Below are 15,409 nucleotides of genomic sequence, written 5' to 3'. Positions count from 1 at the left end.
GCCGTCGACAAGCGAAAAAGGAGAACGCAATGACCGAAAAGGTGACCTTCTGGTTCGATACCAGCTGCCCGTTTTGCTGGGTGACCTCCCGTTGGATCAAGGAGGTGGAGAAGGTGCGCGACATCACCGTCGAGTGGGTGCCCATGTCGCTCGCGGTGCTCAACGACGGCCGCGACCTCGACCCCGGCTACATGGACATGATGAAGGCGAACTGGGGGCCGGCGCGCGTGTTCGCCGCCGTTGCCACCGAGCACCCGGAGAAGCTCGATGAGCTCTACACGGCCATGGGAACCCGCATTCACCCAGGTGACGAGGGAGGAAAGAAGGGCTACGGCGCCTACGACGAGGTCATCGCGCAGGCCCTAGAGGAGGTCGGCCTCGATAGGAAGTACGCCGCCGTTGCCAACACCGAGGAGTGGGACGACAAGCTGCGCGAGTACCATCAGGGCGCGATGGACGCCGTGGGTAACGACGTGGGAACCCCCGTGGTGAAGTTCGGCGACACCGCCTTCTTCGGCCCCGTCATCACCCGCATCCCGCGCGGCGAGGAGGCCGGGAAGCTGTTCGACGCGTCGGTGCAGCTGGCCAGCTACCCGCACTTCTTCGAGATCAAGCGCTCGCGCACCGAGCGCCCGCGGTTCGACTAACCACGCGCGAACCGCGTGCGAACACGGCCCTTCGGGGCCGTTTTGTCGTTGCGGGCCCCTATGCGTGGTGCGGCGGCACGGCGTAAAGCATGTGCTCGGCGAAGTGCAGCGCGTTGGTGACGAGCATGTCCACGTGCTCGTCCTTTTGCGAGTAGTAGGTGGTGGTGCCTTCCTTGCGGAAGGTGACCAGCTTGGCCGCTCGCAGCTTTGCCAGGTGCTGGGAGATCGCGGGCGTGGGGCGCCCGAGCTCCTCGGCGATCGCGCCCACCGCCATCTCGTTGTCCTTGAGGAGCGCGAGGATGGACAGCCGCGTCGGCTCGGCGAGAAGCTTCAGCGCTTCGGCTGCGGTCTCGGCGTTTTCGACGGGCGGGGTTGCGGGCACGAGTAGCTCCTTTGTTGCAAACGGTTTTCTCCACAGTAGCGCGGCGCCCGCCATCGCCACGCAAGCGGTCCCCGCTGAGACCCATGCTGCCACAGCGAGGCTGCCGTTGCCCAAAGCACCTGCCAGCGGATAGGCCATGAGCCACCACGCGTGGGAGGTGACGAACTGCCCGGCGAAGGCGTCATCGAGCTGTTCCTCGAGCACCGCTTCGGTGATCACGCGCCCGATGGGGGTGCTTGCCGCGGCCAGCCCGGCGCCGAGCAGCGCCCACAGCAGGCCGAGCTTGCCGACGCCCACAGGCAGGTCGGTGCTCAGTGCCACGGCAATGCCGAGCATGGCGGCGATCGCCACTGCCATGCCGGCGAACATCCAGGTCTTAGTCTCGAACTTCTTTAGCGCCGCGGGAACGGCGCTGGCGGAGGCGATGCTGCCCGCGCCGAAGCAGGCGAGCAGCACGGCGACCCACTTCTCGTCGAGGCCGAGGTCCCGCCTGACCAGCACGACGGTGAGCACGAGGGGATAAGACCAGAGCATGGCCTCGGCGAGGCCGAACCCGAGCAGCGGGCGAAGCCCCTTGTTGCCCACGGAGAGGGTGACGCCCGCGAGGCTGCGACGGAGGAAGCCCGGCCCATGGTCTTCACTGGTGGTTGCTCCGCGCACTGACAGCTGGCAGAGCGCCACCAGCCCTGCGGAGAATGCGAAGCCCAGCGCGGTGCCGTAGTAGAGGTGATCGGTCGACATAACGAGCAGGAGCGCTGCGGCAAGCAGCGGGGAGGCGATGGCCTCGAGGTCCTCGGCGATGCGCGCGAGCGACAGCGCGCCGGTGTAGTCGTCCTTGACCGTGAGGACGCGGGGGGGCAGCGCCTGATAGGTCGGGGTGTAGACGGCGGAGGCCAGCTGCAGCACGAAGACTTCGACGAGGATGAGCGTAAGGCTATGGCTGAAGGGGATCGACATCGCGATGGCAGTGCGCAGGAGGTCCGCGCCGATGAGCACTGCCTTGTCGGGCAGCCGGTGCAGGGCCGCCTTCACGAAGGGGGAGAAGACCACGTAGGCCACGATCTTGATGGTGAAGATGAGCCCCAGCACAGAGCTGGCCTTTTCCGGCGCGATGTCGTAGGCCGTGAGCGACAGTGCCACGAGCAGCAGGCCGGAGCCTATAAGCGAGGCGATCTGCGAGCCGAACAGCTTGAGGTAGGTGGGATAGCGAAGCGCGCTCAACATGCTTGCATTATTGCATGGATACGCAAATAAAGGAAGCCTCACTTTTGTGGGCCTGGAAGGCGGGTGCTTTTTAAGGGGGTGAAGCGCGAAGTCATGCGTTAGACTAACGACCATGCGCGTTTACCTTGGAGCGGACCATGCTGGGTTCGACATGAAGAACATCATTGCCAAGCACCTTCAGGATCAGGGCCACGAGGTCATCGACTGCGGTGCACACGAATACGACGCCAACGACGACTACCCGGCCTACTGCATCGAGGCCGCCAGCCGCGTCGTCAACGACCCGGGCTCCCTCGGAATCGTTCTGGGTGGTTCTGGTAACGGCGAGCAGATCGCTGCCAACAAGGTCAAGGGCGCTCGCTGCGCCCTGGCGTGGTCCGAGGAGACCGCCCGCCTCGCCCGCGAGCACAACAACGCACAGCTCATCGGCCTGGGCGGCCGCATGCACTCCGAGGAGGAGGCCCTCGCCATCGTCGACGCCTTCCTTGACCAGGAGTGGTCCAAGGCGGAGCGCCACCAGCGCCGCATCGATATCCTCTCCGACTACGAGCGCACCGGCATTGCGCCGGAGGTTCCCGAGCAGGCCTAACACGCACCAAAGACGAGGGGCCGGGACCGCTTTTGCCCAAGCGGTCCCGGCCCCTCGTCGCTTTTCGGGGAACGCGTACCAATCGCCGCGCGTTTGGTCCCCTCCCGAGCCTAAATCCGCAGGTGGTCAGATCTGCAGCACCGTAGATGCGCGGATTCGGGGGCGGTGCTGGGGCCGCGGGTCAAAAATGCGCGCGTTTGACACGTAGGCGCCCGGAAAACCGCAGGTGGTCAGATCTGCAGCTTGTCAAAGAAGCGCTCGTTTGCCTAAAGGGGGCGCGGACCCGAGCGTAAAAGGCGCAAAAGAGGCCGGGAACCGCCGAAGCGGTTCCCAGCCCGCGGGAATAGTTAAGGAAAGGCGAGGCTAGAAGTCGAAGTCGAAGCCGCCGTCCCCGTCGCCGCCGAACAGGCCGCCGAGGAAGCCGTCGCCGCCGTCGCCGCCGTCGCCACCGGAGTCGCCGGAGTCGCCGCCGAAGAGGTTGTCGAAGAACCCGCCGCCGTCACCGGCATCCCCGCCATCGCCACCGAAGTCGCCGCCATCGCCCATGTCGCCAGCATCCGCACCCGCGGCCTCTAGCCCATCGGCGTAGCCGTCACCGTAGCCGTGCTCCCACGCGTCCGCGCTGTAGCCAATGCCGGACATGCCGTGGAACAGCGAGCTGAACATGGCCACGGACAGGCCCGTCCACACGCCGGAGACCATGGCCTCGGCCCACCACGGGCGCGAGTACCAGCCGGCCGGAACCGGGCGGCCGGCGACGGTGCCGCCGGGGTAGTAGTTCGGGGTCGCGTCGGTGGCCACGGGCGAGGCGGTGATCGTCTGCCCGTCCTGCGTGACGGTGCGGGTCTCGGTCACGCGCCCAGCCGCGCGCTGGCCCTCCAGCGGCGGCAGCTGGGGCCCCGCCGGGAGCCCCATGATCTCGCGCGCAGCGTTGACGTAGTGCAGGCCCTCGAGCGCGGACTCGCGCGCGAGCTGCGCCTGGCGCACCGTCGTGGCCTGGGAGATCTGTGAGCTCGCCGCGTTGAAGCGCTCGGAGGCGTCCGCGATGGCCTGGGTGGAGGCGGCGTCGGTGCCCGACAGGGTGAGCACCTGCGAGCCGAGCCGGTCGATCCAGCGGCGGGCATCGGCGACCGCGTCGTCGAAGTTGGTCTGCTCGACCTGCTTCTGGCTCTTGCCGCCGTTCATTCGGGACAGGGCGAAAACGAGGCCTCCGACGACCAGGAGGATGAGCAACAAACCCATGGGGGACTACTTTCTTCTTCCTTATAAATAAACCGACTGCTTAACGGTACGCGCAGCCTGATAGTTCCCGCGCCCGCTTATCGACGGCCATGGTCGGGGGCCTTCTTGCTCGCCCGCGAGCTGATCCACTCTCTAATCTCCTCGGCGTCCCACAGCGTGAGCCCGTGCAGCTTGGCCACGGGCTCCGGTGCGCGCCCGCGGCCAGCGTAGCTGGTAAACGTCCCGCGTGCCGTCCCGGAGAGCTCGGCGCACTCGCTGGCGGTCCACAGCTCGTGGCCGGTGTCGGTGTCGATGATCTTTGGGTGCATGCCTTGCAGTCTATCCGACCGCCGAAGCCCGTGAACGGGGCATTTGCCAGTTTTTGACGAGCTGGGCTATGGTAAGGGTGCAGAAAGGGACGCGCTACTTTTGCGTCGGTTCTTTCGCAGTGGGAATGTCGTATAGTGGCTAATACTTCAGTCTTCCAAACTGATAACGCGGGTTCGATTCCCGTCATTCCCTCCACAGTGGAGCGCCTAAACATGCAGGTAAGAAAGCAGTTTAGGCGCTTTTGCATGCCCAGGCAGAACACGCCTCCACAGGAAACGTTGGCCTGAATGTGGACCAACCGTTTCTCGGTAGCGTGCGCATGAAATACCACCTCACAAAATAGAGGGAACTTTCAACCTGTGGTTCAGCTCTTTTATTGTTCGACCTTACGATTGAGCTTCCTAAACTCGTCTATCATCCCTTCGACGAGCTTTGTTTGTTCTGGCGTGAGTGAGGTGATGTCAACGACTCTGACATTGTCGCTGGCCAAACGTAAATGCGAGAAGTCGGGCCACGTATCTTTCGGTGCGCCGACTGCATAAAGAGCCTCTACTGGATCAATGTCTAAGATGAGAGCGATTTTTACCACCATATCCGGATCGATACGCATGTCTTCCGAGGTATCGTAACGTTCGCCCTTCTCGACCTGCACCATCCATTTTCGGGAGCGGCCGACCATGTCGGCGAGCTGCTGCTGGGTGATATCGAGTTTATTGCGTCCGGCGCGGACTAGCGCCCCAAAAGAGTTGTTTGTAGTTGTATTCATGGCGGAAATGCTACCCACGAGATTTCAGCCTGACAAAGTATCAGTTTTCGATCCCATGGGTCTCAACCTGCGTAAACGATTCTTGTGGTGCAACGATGGCACCCGATGAAGCAAATGGAATTCTTAAGCAAGTGTCATTGGGGGCTTTCAGAATGTCGTAGAACTCCACAGCATGATGAACGCATCGCGTTTCCAGGGGATTACCAAACTGATAACGCGGGTTCGATTCCCGTCATTCCCTCCAAGTTTTCGCAGGCCGCTGGGTGCATCCCGGCGGCTTCTCGCGTCCCGGGGGTGGGTGCCGTAGGCGTCGGAAAGCGAAAGCAACAAGGATTTGGAGTTTTCCTCGGCGCGCGGCTAAAGTAGCTGCGTACCCCGCGTGCGCGCGGCGGGACAAGTGAGAAATCAGCTTGTGGGTACGCATTCCGGGACGTGGCGCAGTTTGGTAGCGCACCTGCTTTGGGAGCAGGGGGTCGCAGGTTCAAATCCTGTCGTCCCGACAAGAATTAACACCCTCATCCAATAGTTTTTTGGGTGGGGGTGTTAGTTTTATCTAGTCCACTTTTATTCCATTACATGATCAGGAGAGTGACTGAAGTTGAAGACTTCCGTCGATAAGCTGAGCGCGACCCGCGTGAAGCTCACTGTCGAGGTTCCCTTCGAGGAACTCCAGGGTGAGATCGACCAGGCTTACAAGGCTTTGGCACAGCAGGTAACCATTCCTGGTTTCCGCAAGGGCAAGGCACCGCGTCAGCTCATCGATGCTCGCATCGGCCGCGGTCCGGTCCTGGAGCAGGTCGTCAACGACATGCTGCCCACCCGTTACCAGCAGGCCTGCGAGGAGAACGAGCTGATCGTTCTGGGCCAGCCCACCATCGACATCACCAAGCTTGAGGACGGCGAGCTCGTCGAGTTCACCGCCGAGGTCGATGTCCGCCCCGAGATCACCGTTCCGGATTTCTCCGCCATCGAGGTCACCGTCGACCCGATCAAGGCGGACGACGAGGCCGTCGACGCCGAGATCGACCGCCTGCGCGAGCGCTTCGGCGAGCTCAAGGACACCAAGCGCAAGCTGAAGACCAACGACTTCGCCGTCATCGATCTGTCCGCCACCGTCGATGGCAAGGAGATCGAGGAGGCTAAGGCCGAGGGCCTGTCCTACAAGGTCGGCGCCGGCGACCTCATCGATGGCCTCGACACCGCCCTGCGCGGCCTGAAGACCGGCGAGTCCGCCGAGTTCACCACCAAGCTGCAAAACGGCGAGCACGCTGGCGAGGAGGCCAATGTCACCGTCACCGTCGCCCAGACCAAGGAGCGCAAGCTGCCGGAGCTGGACGAGGAGTTCGTCCAGATGGCGTCCGAGTTCGACACCGTCGAGGAGCTGCGCGCGTCCATGACCGAGCAGGTCGAGGCCAACGCCAAGACCGCCCAGGCGTCCCAGATCCGCGACGAGGTGCTCAAGGCGGCCCTGGCTCAGTCCGAGTTCGAGCTGCCGCAGGGCGTTGTCGACGAGCAGGTGCACGCCCAGCAGCACCAGATCCTGGGCCAGCTGGCCCACGACGAGGACGCGCTCAACGCGCTGCTTGAGGCGCAGGGCACCACCCGCGAGGAGTTCGATAAGAACACCCGCGAGGCCGCCTCCGAGGCCGTTCGCACCCAGCTGTTCCTCGACGTTCTCGCCGAGCAGGAGGACCCGGAGGTCTCCCAGCAGGAGCTGACCGACCACATCCTGTTCACCGCGCAGTCCTACGGCATGGACCCGAACCAGTTCATCGTCCAGCTGCAGCAGTCCGGCCAGATTGCCCAGCTGTTCTCCGACGTCCGCCGCGGCAAGGCCCTGGCCTCCGCGATCGTTCGCACCACGGTCAAGGACACCGAGGGCAACGACGTCGACGCCAACGAGTACTTCGGCCTGGAAGAGGACGAGGCAGAGGAGAACTAGTTCTTCTCCTTTTCAGACCCGGCACCCATCGCGGTGGCCGGGTCTTTTGGCATTTGCTTGCCGACGCATAGCCTTCGGCTGGCGGCCGCAACGCTATGAGCGAACAAGGCGGCGCTTTGTTGCGTGCGCCATGTATCGTGGTGAGCATTAAGCACTCAAGGCATGTAAGTGCCAGGGTGCCGTGAACATCACTTAAATCAAGGAGAGAACATTCATGAGCGATCTCATCCGCATGGCGGCCGGTAGCGGCATGAACCTGAGCGATAGCGTCTACGAGCGCCTCCTGCGCGAGCGCATCATCTTCCTAGGCACCCAGGTCGATGACGAAATCGCCAACAAGCTCTGCGCCCAGATCCTGCTGCTGACCGCAGAGGATCCCACCCGCGATATCTCGCTGTACATTAACTCCCCCGGCGGCTCGGTCACCGCGGGCATGGCTATCTACGACACCATGAAGTACTCGCCGTGCGACATCGCCACCTATGGCATGGGTCTTGCCGCCTCCATGGGCCAGTTCTTGCTCTCCGGCGGCACCAAAGGCAAGCGCTACGCCCTGCCGCACGCGCGCATCATGATGCACCAGCCGTCCGCTGGCGTCGGCGGCACCGCGGCCGACATCGCCATCCAGGCCGAGCAGTTCGCCCAGACCAAGCGCGAGATGGCCGAGCTCATCGCCGAGCACACCGGCCAGACCTTCGAGCAGATCACCAAGGACTCCGACCGCGACCGCTGGTTCACCGCCCAGCAGGCCAAGGAATATGGCTTGGTCGATCACGTGATCACGCTGGCCGAGGGCCCGATCGCCAACTAAGCGCGTAACAGAGATTAGAAACCAGAGGAGAATCACCCCATGAATGACAACGGAATGGTTATGCCTTCTGCTCGTTACGTGCTTCCGCAGTTCGTCGAGCAGTCCGCCTACGGCACCAAGACCACCGACCCGTACAACAAGCTGTTCGAAGAGCGCATCATCTTCCTGGCCAACCAGGTCGACGACGTGACCGCCAACGACATCATGGCGCAGCTGCTCGTGCTCGAGGGCCTCGACCCCGATCGCGAGATCACCATGTACATCAACTCGCCCGGCGGCTCGTTTACCTCGCTCATGGCGATCTACGACACCATGCAGTACGTGCGCCCCGACGTGCGCACCGTTTGCCTTGGCCAGGCGGCGTCGGCCGCCGCCGTGCTGCTGGCCGCCGGTGCCCCCGGCAAGCGCGCCATGCTGCCCAACGCCCGCGTGCTCATCCACCAGCCCGCGACCGAGGGTGCGCGCGGCCAGGTCTCCGACCTGGAGATTCAGGCCCGCGAGATCGAGCGCATGCGTACGCTCATGGACGAGACACTGGCCCGCCACACTGGCAAGACCCCGCAGCAGGTTCGCGAGGACACCGACCGCGACAAGATCCTCACGGCCCAGGAGGCCCTGGAGTACGGCATCGTGGACCAGGTCTTCGAGTACCGCAAGCTCAACGGCTAGCGCTTCTTAGTTAAGGCGGCTCACCTACGGGTGGGCCGCCCTTTTTTGGCTCTCGGGCGTTATCGGGCGAACTTCTCGCGCAGCTCCTTGCGGTTGCGCACGCCGAGCTTTTTGTAGATGTTGGTGAGGTGGTACTCCACCGTTTTCGTGGAGAGGAAGAGGTCGGAGGCGACCTCGCGGTTGATGGCACCCTGGGCTACGCGGGTGGCGATCTCGCGCTCTTGCGCGGTGAGCGGGTCCTTCGGGGCGTGTGGAGTCAGGCCGCCGACGCGGCGTTCCCTGCGGCAGCGCTCCACGAACTCCGCCGCCCCCATCGCCGCGAAGACCTCTTCGGCGCGGGCGAAGACGCCCTCGGCCTCCCGGCGCCTGCCCAATCGCCGGAGCACGCGGCCGTACTCGTAGAGGATCCGCGACTCGTAGGCGGGGAGCCCAAGTGGGGAGATCTGCTCGACGGCCTCCTCAAAGTACCGCATCCCGCGGGTCACCTCGCCGCGGTGGATGAGGATGTTGGCGAGCGGAACCCCCAGCTTCGCCATCAGGGACTGTATCGGGGATAGGGCGGTACGATCCATCGTGACGTCGACGAGCTCCCGGGCCTGGTCGTCCAATCCCGCGAGAAGCAGCTGCTGCGCGTAGACGTCCTGCCACGGCCAGAAGCCGGGGTGGGAGATGTCGTGGGTGGCGTCGTAGTCCAGAAGCGAAGCGCCGATCCGCAGAGCCGCGGGGACGTAGTTGGCCATGGAGGCTGCAAGTATCTGGCTCATGAGGGCGGGGACGCGCTGGATGGCGAGGCTGTCGTGGGGCAGGCTCATGCGGGAGAGGTAGAAGCGCGTCAGCTGCCGGTCGCCGCGGTAGAGGGCGGAGGTCACCCCGCTCCACAAAAGGAGCGGGAGGAGGACGGTGTCGCCGAGGCGCTCGCCACGTTCCAGCCGGTGAGGTTCGCCGTGATGTCGCGGATGACCTGCGTCTTGCCCGATCCCTGGGCGCCGCGGACCAGCGCGATGAAGCTCGAGCCGGGCGAGAGGGTGGAAAGCCGGTCGACGAGGGACTGGTGGATCGCGCGGATGCGGTTGGGGGAGGTGGTCATGGCGTGGCTCCCGAAGCGTTTGGGCCAAGCGCATCATCGTCATGATGGAGCACACCAACAAGAAGGGGGAGTCGAAGCTGAAGAACCAGTGTTCGCTGCCGCTGACCGGTGCCGCGTGCGTCGACCTTATCATCACCAACCACGCGGTGTTCAGTGTCGACAAGGAAAAGGGGCTCACGTTGGTCGAGCTCGCCGAGGGCGAAACCATCGAGGGCGTGCGAGAGATCACCGAGGCCGACTTCGCGGTATCCGACGCCCTCACCGTCGCGGCCTAGTGTGGAGGGTATGAACACCACACCGGCCGGGCGCGTTCCCGGCAAAGTTGCACTCATCTCCGGAGGCGCCCAGGGCATGGGCGCCTCCCACGCCCGCGCGCTCGCCCGCGAGGGGGCCAGCGTCATGATCGCCGACCTGTAGGCCGAACTCGCGGAGTCCGTCGCGGCCTCGATCAACGAGGAGCTCGGCCGCAAGGCCGCTGCGTCCGTCTACTTGAACGTCACGGACATCGAATCCTGGGAGCAGGCGGTGGCCGCCACGGTGGCGGCCTTCGGCACGCTCGACGTGCTCGTCAATAACGCGGGCATCTACCGGCCGGGCACCGCCGAGACCACCACGCTCGAGGACTGGCGGCTGACCATCGACATCGACCTCAACGGTACGTTCTACGGCATGCGCGCGGCCCTCCCGGAGCTGAAGAAGAACGAGACCAGCTCGATCATCAACATCTCCTCCATCGCGGGGCTGACCGGGTTTAAGGGCCGCGCCGCCTACTCCGCCGCCAAGTGGGGCGTGCTGGGGCTGACCAAGACCTCGGCGCTGGACTTCGGCGAGTTCGGGGTGCGGGTCAACTCCGTGCACCCGGGCAGCGTCAACACCCCGCTCACGGCCAACCTCGAGCGCGGCTACGGGCAGATCCCCGCCGGGCGCGCCGCGGAGCCGGAGGAGATCAGCCAGCTCATCGTCTACCTGGCAAGCGACGAGTCCCGCTTCGTCAACGGGGCAAGCATCGCCATCGACGGCGGGGAGACGGCTGGCAACAATCTGCGCCAGAACCTCTGACCGGGGTCGCGCGCTTTAGCCGTCGATAAGCGACCTGCTGACGGCGATCGACGGCGAACGCTTAAAGCCGCGCTCCTCGAAGAAGCCGAGCGACGCCTCGCTGGCGAGTACCGTGACGGCCGCGGCGCCGCGATCGGCGAGCCAGTCGCAGGCGGTCTGCATCAGCTCCTGTGCGACGCGAGGCTGCTCGGGCGAGGTAGCCAGGTAGTAAATGTTGCCGCGGTGGCCGTCGAAGCCCGCGACCGCCGTGCCCACGACGCGCGGGTCGTCGTCGGCCTCGGCGACCATGAGGATCGACATGGGCGAATCCATGATCTGCTGGGCGTCGAGCGACGGATCGTCGCCTTCTTCTGTAAGGTGGCACTTCTCCCACAGCGCGACGATCTCGTCGACCTGATCGGGGCGGGCGGCTGCGATAATCATTGCTTCAGTGTAGTGTCTGTGGTCCTGCCCGCAGCCTCCCGCACACGCGCCGTGGCGTACGTGCGCCGGGCGGCGTGCGGGGGCTACAGTGGGAAGTCACGGTAGGCTTCGCCCCGAGGCGCCGCGCGCGAGTCGTGGGCAGGCTTCAACGAGGAAGAAGAAAGAGACGATCGACCTTAAATGGCACGCATGCAAGAAAGCGCTGATCTGCTCAAATGCTCATTCTGTGGCAAGAGCCAGAAGCAGGTGAAAAAGCTCATCGCCGGCGGCGGGGTGTACATCTGCGACGAATGCATCGAGCTGTGCAACGAGATCATTGAGGAAGAGCTCGGTCAGGCCAACGAGGCCGCCAAGGAGGGCGGCGACCGCCTCCCGCGCCCCTCGGAGATCTCGGCGTTCCTGGACAAGTACGTCATCGGGCAGGACGACGCCAAGCGCATCCTGTCGGTGGCCGTCTACAACCACTACAAGCGCGTGCGCGCCGAGGAGGCCCGCACCCTAAGCCCGCGCAAGAACAAGGACGACGAGACCGAGCTGCAAAAGTCCAACATCTTGATGCTGGGCCCCACCGGCTCGGGCAAGACCTACCTCGCCCAGACGCTCGCCCGCCTGCTGGACGTGCCCTTTGCCATCGCGGACGCCACGAGCCTCACCGAGGCTGGTTACGTCGGCGAGGACGTGGAGAACATCCTGCTCAAGCTGCTGCAGGCCGCCGACTTCGACGTCCAGCGCGCCCAGCGCGGCATCATCTACGTCGACGAGGTGGACAAGATCTCGCGCAAGTCGGACAACCCGTCGATCACCCGAGACGTCTCCGGCGAGGGCGTGCAGCAGGCGTTGCTGAAGATCCTCGAGGGCACCGTCGCCTCGATCCCGCCGCAGGGCGGGCGCAAGCACCCCAACCAGGACTTCATCCAGCTCGACACCTCGAACATCCTGTTCATCGTCGCGGGCGCCTTCGCGGGCCTGGAGAAGGTCATCGAGGAGCGCCGCGGCAAGAAGGGCCTGGGCTTCGGCGCCGAGCTGGTGGGCAAGGAGGACCGCGACGAGGTCGACGTGTTCAAGGACGTCCGCCCGGAGGATCTGGTCAAGTTCGGCCTCATCCCGGAGTTTATCGGGCGCCTGCCGATCGTTGCCACCGTGGGTAACCTCGACTGGGACTCGCTCGTGCGCGTGCTCACCGAGCCGAAGAACTCGCTGGTCAAGCAGTACCAGCGCCTGTTCGAGATGGACGGGGTCGAGCTCGTCTTCGAGGAGGACTCGCTCCAGGAGATCGCCGATCGCGCCATCGAGCGGGGCACCGGCGCCCGAGGACTGCGCGCCATCATGGAGGAGCTGCTCGTGCCGGTCATGTACGACATCCCCGATCGCGAGGACATCTCCCAGGTCGTCATCACCGCCGAGGTCGTCCGCGGCGAGGCGGAACCGCAGCTCGTCGCCCGCGACGAGGAGGAAAAGACCGCTTAAGCATTCGCTTGTCGACGGCTACGCCGCCGCGCCCGCATTCAAAAGGCCCAAGACCGGATTGGTCTTGGGCCTTCGGCGTCGAGGGGATAAAAATACCCCAGGGGGTATAAATTTCATATACCCGGTGGGGTATGTCTATGGTGGTGAAACCGCGTGTCGATAACGCGGAGTGCCTATCATTTGGAGCTTTGATGAAAAACACCCTGGGCGAGAAGTATTCGCCCCTCTACTTCCTTTCCTCCCTCGGTTTCGGCGGCATGTCGGTGCTCTTCTTCATGAACCTCATGCACCTGACCCCACACCCGAAGACCGCCATCCCCACCTTCGAGTCGGTGTCCGCGGCGTGGAATGCTGGCGGCGGTCTGATCCGCACCATGATCGCCGTGGCCTACATCGGCATCGCGATGTTCTTCGCGATCCACCTCGTCCTGCTGGCGTGGAACCTCCGGCAGCTGCGGGCGTGGAAGCGGACCGAGAACTACCAGGCGGTGGTCAGGAGCAATGCCGAGGTGACCCTGCTCGCCATCCCGCTGACCCTCGGCATGACGATCAACGGGCTGTTCATCGTCGCGGCCATCGCGATCCCCGGCCTGTGGGGCATCGTCGAGTACCTCTTCCCGGCAGCGCTGATTGGCTACGGCCTCGTCGGCGTCTTGGCGCTGGTATACATGGGGCGCTACATGAACCGGGTGCTGCACAACGGCTTCGACTTCAAAGCCAACGGCGGGCTCAATCAGCTGCTCAGCGCCTTCGCCTTCTCGATGGTGGCGGTCGGCTTCGCCGCGCCAGCCGCGATGAGCCACGTGACCGCCACCGTCGTCGCGGGCCTGATGGGCGCCGCCTTCTTCGGGGTGATCTCCGGGCTGCTGTTCCTCATCTTCTTGCCGATGGGGGTCATGAGCATGCTGCGCTACGGCCTCAACCTCGGTAACTCCGCCACGCTGTGGCTGGGCGTGCCGATCCTTACCCTGTGGGCGATCACCGGCCTGCGCTCCCGCCACGGCCTGCAGTCGATCGCCAGCCTGACCAGCGACACCAAGCACCCGCCAAGCTCGACGCTCGTGTTTCTGCTGCTCGCGGTCATGCTCATGGCGCAGCTGGCGTTCCTGTTCATGGGGCACCGCGCCATGGCGTCGAACGGCTTCTATCGCCGCTTCGTGTTCACCACGCAGGAGCAGTCCCCGGCGGCGTTCACGCTCGTATGCCCGGGAGTGGCGCTGGGCGTCTTGAGCTTTTTCTTCCTCAACGTCGGGCTCATGAAGAACGGCATCGTGGCGGCTGGCTCACCGGGATTCGTCGCGGTGCTGGTGGCGGCCTACGCCGTGCAGGCGGTCACCATCGGGCTCATGGTGGTGCTGGTCCGCAACCAGCTGCTGCGCCCGGGCGTCATGCTTGCCCGCTAGGGGCACCCTTCTTACTCGAACACCGTGCCTGAGATGTCGTAGGTCGAGTCGGACTCGTCGATGAGCTCGGTCTCGGTGCCGAGGCTGACGGTCAGGTAGCTGACCGCGTCCGAGGTGGACTTCAGGTTGCTCGTGAGGAAGGCGAGGGTGGCGTCGCTGGCGAGGCGCGCCATGCCGGCGGTGTTTTCCTCGTCCATGGTGTCGACCCCGTAGAGGTTCATCGTGATCGAGCGGTTGGAGATCCTAAACACCGCGATCGAGACGATGAGGGTGAACACGTCCTGGGCGGAAATGCCCGGGCGGAAGGCGCCGGAGTCCTGACCCTTCATGAGCAGCTTGTCCAGCTGCAGGATCACCTCGGACTTGTCGCTCAAGATCCGGCGGTCGGTCACCTTGCCGAAGTGGTGCAGGTTCTCCATGACGAGCAGCCGCACGGCCTCGGGGTGGACGACGAAGCAGCGGAACAGCGCCTCCACGATCTGTCGGATGCCCTCGACGGGGACGGTGGTGTCGAGCTGCACCTCCTCCTGGGTGGGGCGCAGGTAGGTGACGGCCTTGGCCAGACAACGGTTGTAGAGGCCCCGCTTGTCGCCGAAGTGGTAGTGGATCATGCGCTTGGACATGCCCGATTCCTTGGCGATGTTCTCCAGCTTGGTGTCCGCGAAGCCGTCGGCGGCGAAGTGCTGCATGGCGATGTCTAAGACGGTGTCGGGGCAGACCTCGTTGTGATCTATCTCGGTGCTCGCCGCGCTTTCCGCCTGTGGCTCACGCTCGTCGCTGATGAGATCCTTCACGATGCTGCTCCTCAAAAATCCTAGTGTTCTGCTTGTTACTTACACTTCATTCCCGATGCCGCTCGAGGGGTGATCGTGCGGCAAAGAGGTGGCCCTACGTGCGCTGAGGCTGCTTCAGCGTTCGCATCGCCTAGGAATAACAAAACAAGTAAGGAATCGGGTCCACACCGCGTGTGCGGTGCGGGCGAGGAAATCGCAAGGCTCGATTCAGTTATGCAAGGCGTGACGAAGGAACTGATGCAGGCCAACTTGCTGGTGTGATCCTTCGCGTTTGACCGGGGCAGCCGGTTATAACCCGTCGGTTCACTGCTTCACAAGATACCGAAATCTCCGAAGTAAAAACCGGATACAAGGGGATCGGAACTATTTCTACGCTCCATCGGGGGTGGAAAAGGTCCGTTCGGAAATCCAACCGTGCATGGGCTGCCCTTAAGGTGTGGGGCCTCGTGAGCGGCGGCTTCCCGTTTGGGTGAATATTCCTGTTTGCGTGGTATTGCGCCTTCTTTAGGGCCGATTCGTTATTGAATGAGAAAACTGTCACATGTGACAAACGACAAACCGAAATGACCAGTAATTTTGGATTTTGCCCGTGCGG

At 64.0% G+C, this 15,409-nt stretch carries 15 protein-coding genes, 2 tRNA genes and 2 pseudogenes; 11 read left to right on the top strand and 8 right to left on the bottom strand.

The features are described 5' to 3' along the window. Positions 1-29: 29 nt before the first annotated feature. Entirely contained in the window at positions 30-647 is a 618-nt protein-coding gene (locus tag B843_RS10125) for a mycothiol-dependent nitroreductase Rv2466c family protein (protein WP_025253391.1), read from the top strand. Positions 648-705: 58 nt separating this feature from the next. Here B843_RS10125 and B843_RS10120 read toward each other — a convergent pair whose 3' ends face one another. Then, a complete protein-coding gene (locus B843_RS10120; RefSeq protein WP_025253390.1) occupies positions 706-2,253 on the bottom strand; it encodes a metalloregulator ArsR/SmtB family transcription factor in 1,548 nt (515 codons plus the stop codon). Between the two features lie 112 nt (positions 2,254-2,365). On the opposite strand from B843_RS10120, the gene B843_RS10115 reads away from it, so the two are divergent. Next, the gene (locus B843_RS10115) at positions 2,366-2,842 is read left to right on the top strand and encodes a ribose-5-phosphate isomerase (protein ID WP_025253389.1); all 477 of its coding nucleotides are present in this window, start codon (positions 2,366-2,368) and stop codon (positions 2,840-2,842) included. 363 nt (positions 2,843-3,205) lie between these two features. Here the strand turns inward: B843_RS10115 and B843_RS10110 are convergent, their stop codons facing one another. Beyond that, positions 3,206-4,084 carry a hypothetical protein gene (locus B843_RS10110; RefSeq protein ID WP_025253388.1) on the bottom strand — a complete coding sequence of 293 codons (879 nt, stop codon included), beginning with the start codon at positions 4,082-4,084 and terminating at the stop codon, positions 3,206-3,208. A gap of 77 nt (positions 4,085-4,161) precedes the next feature. Further along, positions 4,162-4,392, bottom strand: a complete 231-nt coding sequence (locus B843_RS10105; protein ID WP_025253387.1) for a helix-turn-helix transcriptional regulator — start codon at positions 4,390-4,392, stop codon at positions 4,162-4,164. A 121-nt stretch (positions 4,393-4,513) separates the two neighbouring features. Here B843_RS10105 and B843_RS10100 point away from each other — a divergent pair. Beyond that, a tRNA-Gly gene (locus B843_RS10100) sits at positions 4,514-4,588 on the top strand. A gap of 178 nt (positions 4,589-4,766) precedes the next feature. On the opposite strand, the gene B843_RS10095 is transcribed toward B843_RS10100, so the two are convergent. Further along, positions 4,767-5,159, bottom strand: coding sequence for a helix-turn-helix domain-containing protein (locus B843_RS10095; protein ID WP_025253386.1), 393 nt, complete (start codon positions 5,157-5,159; stop codon positions 4,767-4,769). Between the two features lie 426 nt (positions 5,160-5,585). On the opposite strand from B843_RS10095, the gene B843_RS10090 reads away from it, so the two are divergent. From B843_RS10090 to B843_RS10075, 4 genes are all read left to right on the top strand, one after another. Next, positions 5,586-5,659, top strand: a tRNA-Pro gene (locus B843_RS10090). Positions 5,660-5,757: 98 nt separating this feature from the next. Beyond that, on the top strand, positions 5,758-7,101 hold the full coding sequence (tig, locus tag B843_RS10085; protein ID WP_025253385.1) for a trigger factor: 1,344 nt from the start codon (positions 5,758-5,760) through the stop codon (positions 7,099-7,101). Between the two features lie 214 nt (positions 7,102-7,315). Then, a complete protein-coding gene (locus tag B843_RS10080; protein WP_025253384.1) occupies positions 7,316-7,912 on the top strand; it encodes an ATP-dependent Clp protease proteolytic subunit in 597 nt (198 codons plus the stop codon). 39 nt (positions 7,913-7,951) lie between these two features. Then, positions 7,952-8,581, top strand: coding sequence for an ATP-dependent Clp protease proteolytic subunit (locus tag B843_RS10075; RefSeq protein ID WP_025253383.1), 630 nt, complete (start codon positions 7,952-7,954; stop codon positions 8,579-8,581). Positions 8,582-8,640: 59 nt separating this feature from the next. Here the strand turns inward: B843_RS10075 and B843_RS10070 are convergent, their stop codons facing one another. Both B843_RS10070 and B843_RS13940 read right to left on the bottom strand, forming a co-directional pair. Next, on the bottom strand, positions 8,641-9,450 hold the full coding sequence (locus B843_RS10070; protein ID WP_051483493.1) for a helix-turn-helix domain-containing protein: 810 nt from the start codon (positions 9,448-9,450) through the stop codon (positions 8,641-8,643). Further along, positions 9,447-9,668 carry a hypothetical protein gene (locus B843_RS13940; RefSeq protein WP_051483492.1) on the bottom strand — a complete coding sequence of 74 codons (222 nt, stop codon included), beginning with the start codon at positions 9,666-9,668 and terminating at the stop codon, positions 9,447-9,449. The genes B843_RS10070 and B843_RS13940 overlap by 4 nt, the downstream gene beginning before the upstream one ends. A 23-nt stretch (positions 9,669-9,691) precedes the next feature. On the opposite strand from B843_RS13940, the pseudogene B843_RS13855 reads away from it, so the two are divergent. Together B843_RS13855 and B843_RS10060 are read left to right on the top strand one after the other, a co-directional pair. Then, positions 9,692-9,943: pseudogene (locus B843_RS13855) on the top strand (succinyl-CoA--3-ketoacid-CoA transferase); the annotation flags it as partial. 10 nt (positions 9,944-9,953) lie between these two features. Then, a pseudogene (locus tag B843_RS10060) lies at positions 9,954-10,727 on the top strand (SDR family oxidoreductase). A gap of 15 nt (positions 10,728-10,742) precedes the next feature. Here the strand turns inward: B843_RS10060 and B843_RS10055 are convergent. Beyond that, positions 10,743-11,150 (bottom strand): GNAT family N-acetyltransferase, encoded by a 408-nt coding sequence (locus tag B843_RS10055; protein ID WP_025253380.1) that lies wholly within the window; start codon positions 11,148-11,150, stop codon positions 10,743-10,745. Between the two features lie 180 nt (positions 11,151-11,330). Between B843_RS10055 and clpX the strand changes: the two genes are divergently transcribed. Both clpX and B843_RS10045 read left to right on the top strand, forming a co-directional pair. Next, positions 11,331-12,617 carry an ATP-dependent Clp protease ATP-binding subunit ClpX gene (gene clpX / locus B843_RS10050; protein ID WP_025253379.1) on the top strand — a complete coding sequence of 429 codons (1,287 nt, stop codon included), beginning with the start codon at positions 11,331-11,333 and terminating at the stop codon, positions 12,615-12,617. A gap of 191 nt (positions 12,618-12,808) precedes the next feature. Continuing rightward, the gene (locus B843_RS10045) at positions 12,809-14,020 is read left to right on the top strand and encodes a TsoY family (seleno)protein (protein WP_051483491.1); all 1,212 of its coding nucleotides are present in this window, start codon (positions 12,809-12,811) and stop codon (positions 14,018-14,020) included. Positions 14,021-14,031: 11 nt separating this feature from the next. Here B843_RS10045 and B843_RS10040 read toward each other — a convergent pair whose 3' ends face one another. Next, complete coding sequence (locus tag B843_RS10040) at positions 14,032-14,754, bottom strand: TetR/AcrR family transcriptional regulator (protein WP_038596144.1); 723 nt, start codon at positions 14,752-14,754, stop codon at positions 14,032-14,034. Positions 14,755-15,409: the final 655 nt, after the last annotated feature.

Source organism: Corynebacterium vitaeruminis DSM 20294 (genome assembly GCF_000550805.1).
Classification (GTDB): Bacteria; Actinomycetota; Actinomycetes; order Mycobacteriales; family Mycobacteriaceae; genus Corynebacterium; species Corynebacterium vitaeruminis.
Note: the sequence above shows the minus strand (reverse complement) of the source record. Positions and strands in the feature narration are given on the sequence as shown.

Bases quoted from the DNA above. Each gene is read 5' to 3' on its own strand.
- B843_RS10125 (WP_025253391.1), top strand. From the start codon at position 30: ATGACCGAAAAGGTGACCTTCTGGTTCGATACCAGCTGCCCGTTTTGC.
- B843_RS10120 (WP_025253390.1), bottom strand. From the start codon at position 2,253: ATGTTGAGCGCGCTTCGCTATCCCACCTACCTCAAGCTGTTCGGCTCG.
- B843_RS10115 (WP_025253389.1), top strand. From the start codon at position 2,366: ATGCGCGTTTACCTTGGAGCGGACCATGCTGGGTTCGACATGAAGAAC.
- B843_RS10110 (WP_025253388.1), bottom strand. From the start codon at position 4,084: ATGGGTTTGTTGCTCATCCTCCTGGTCGTCGGAGGCCTCGTTTTCGCC.
- B843_RS10105 (WP_025253387.1), bottom strand. From the start codon at position 4,392: ATGCACCCAAAGATCATCGACACCGACACCGGCCACGAGCTGTGGACC.
- B843_RS10095 (WP_025253386.1), bottom strand. From the start codon at position 5,159: ATGAATACAACTACAAACAACTCTTTTGGGGCGCTAGTCCGCGCCGGA.
- B843_RS10080 (WP_025253384.1), top strand. From the start codon at position 7,316: ATGAGCGATCTCATCCGCATGGCGGCCGGTAGCGGCATGAACCTGAGC.
- B843_RS10075 (WP_025253383.1), top strand. From the start codon at position 7,952: ATGAATGACAACGGAATGGTTATGCCTTCTGCTCGTTACGTGCTTCCG.
- B843_RS13940 (WP_051483492.1), bottom strand. From the start codon at position 9,668: ATGACCACCTCCCCCAACCGCATCCGCGCGATCCACCAGTCCCTCGTC.
- B843_RS10055 (WP_025253380.1), bottom strand. From the start codon at position 11,150: ATGATTATCGCAGCCGCCCGCCCCGATCAGGTCGACGAGATCGTCGCG.
- clpX (WP_025253379.1), top strand. From the start codon at position 11,331: ATGGCACGCATGCAAGAAAGCGCTGATCTGCTCAAATGCTCATTCTGT.
- B843_RS10045 (WP_051483491.1), top strand. From the start codon at position 12,809: ATGAAAAACACCCTGGGCGAGAAGTATTCGCCCCTCTACTTCCTTTCC.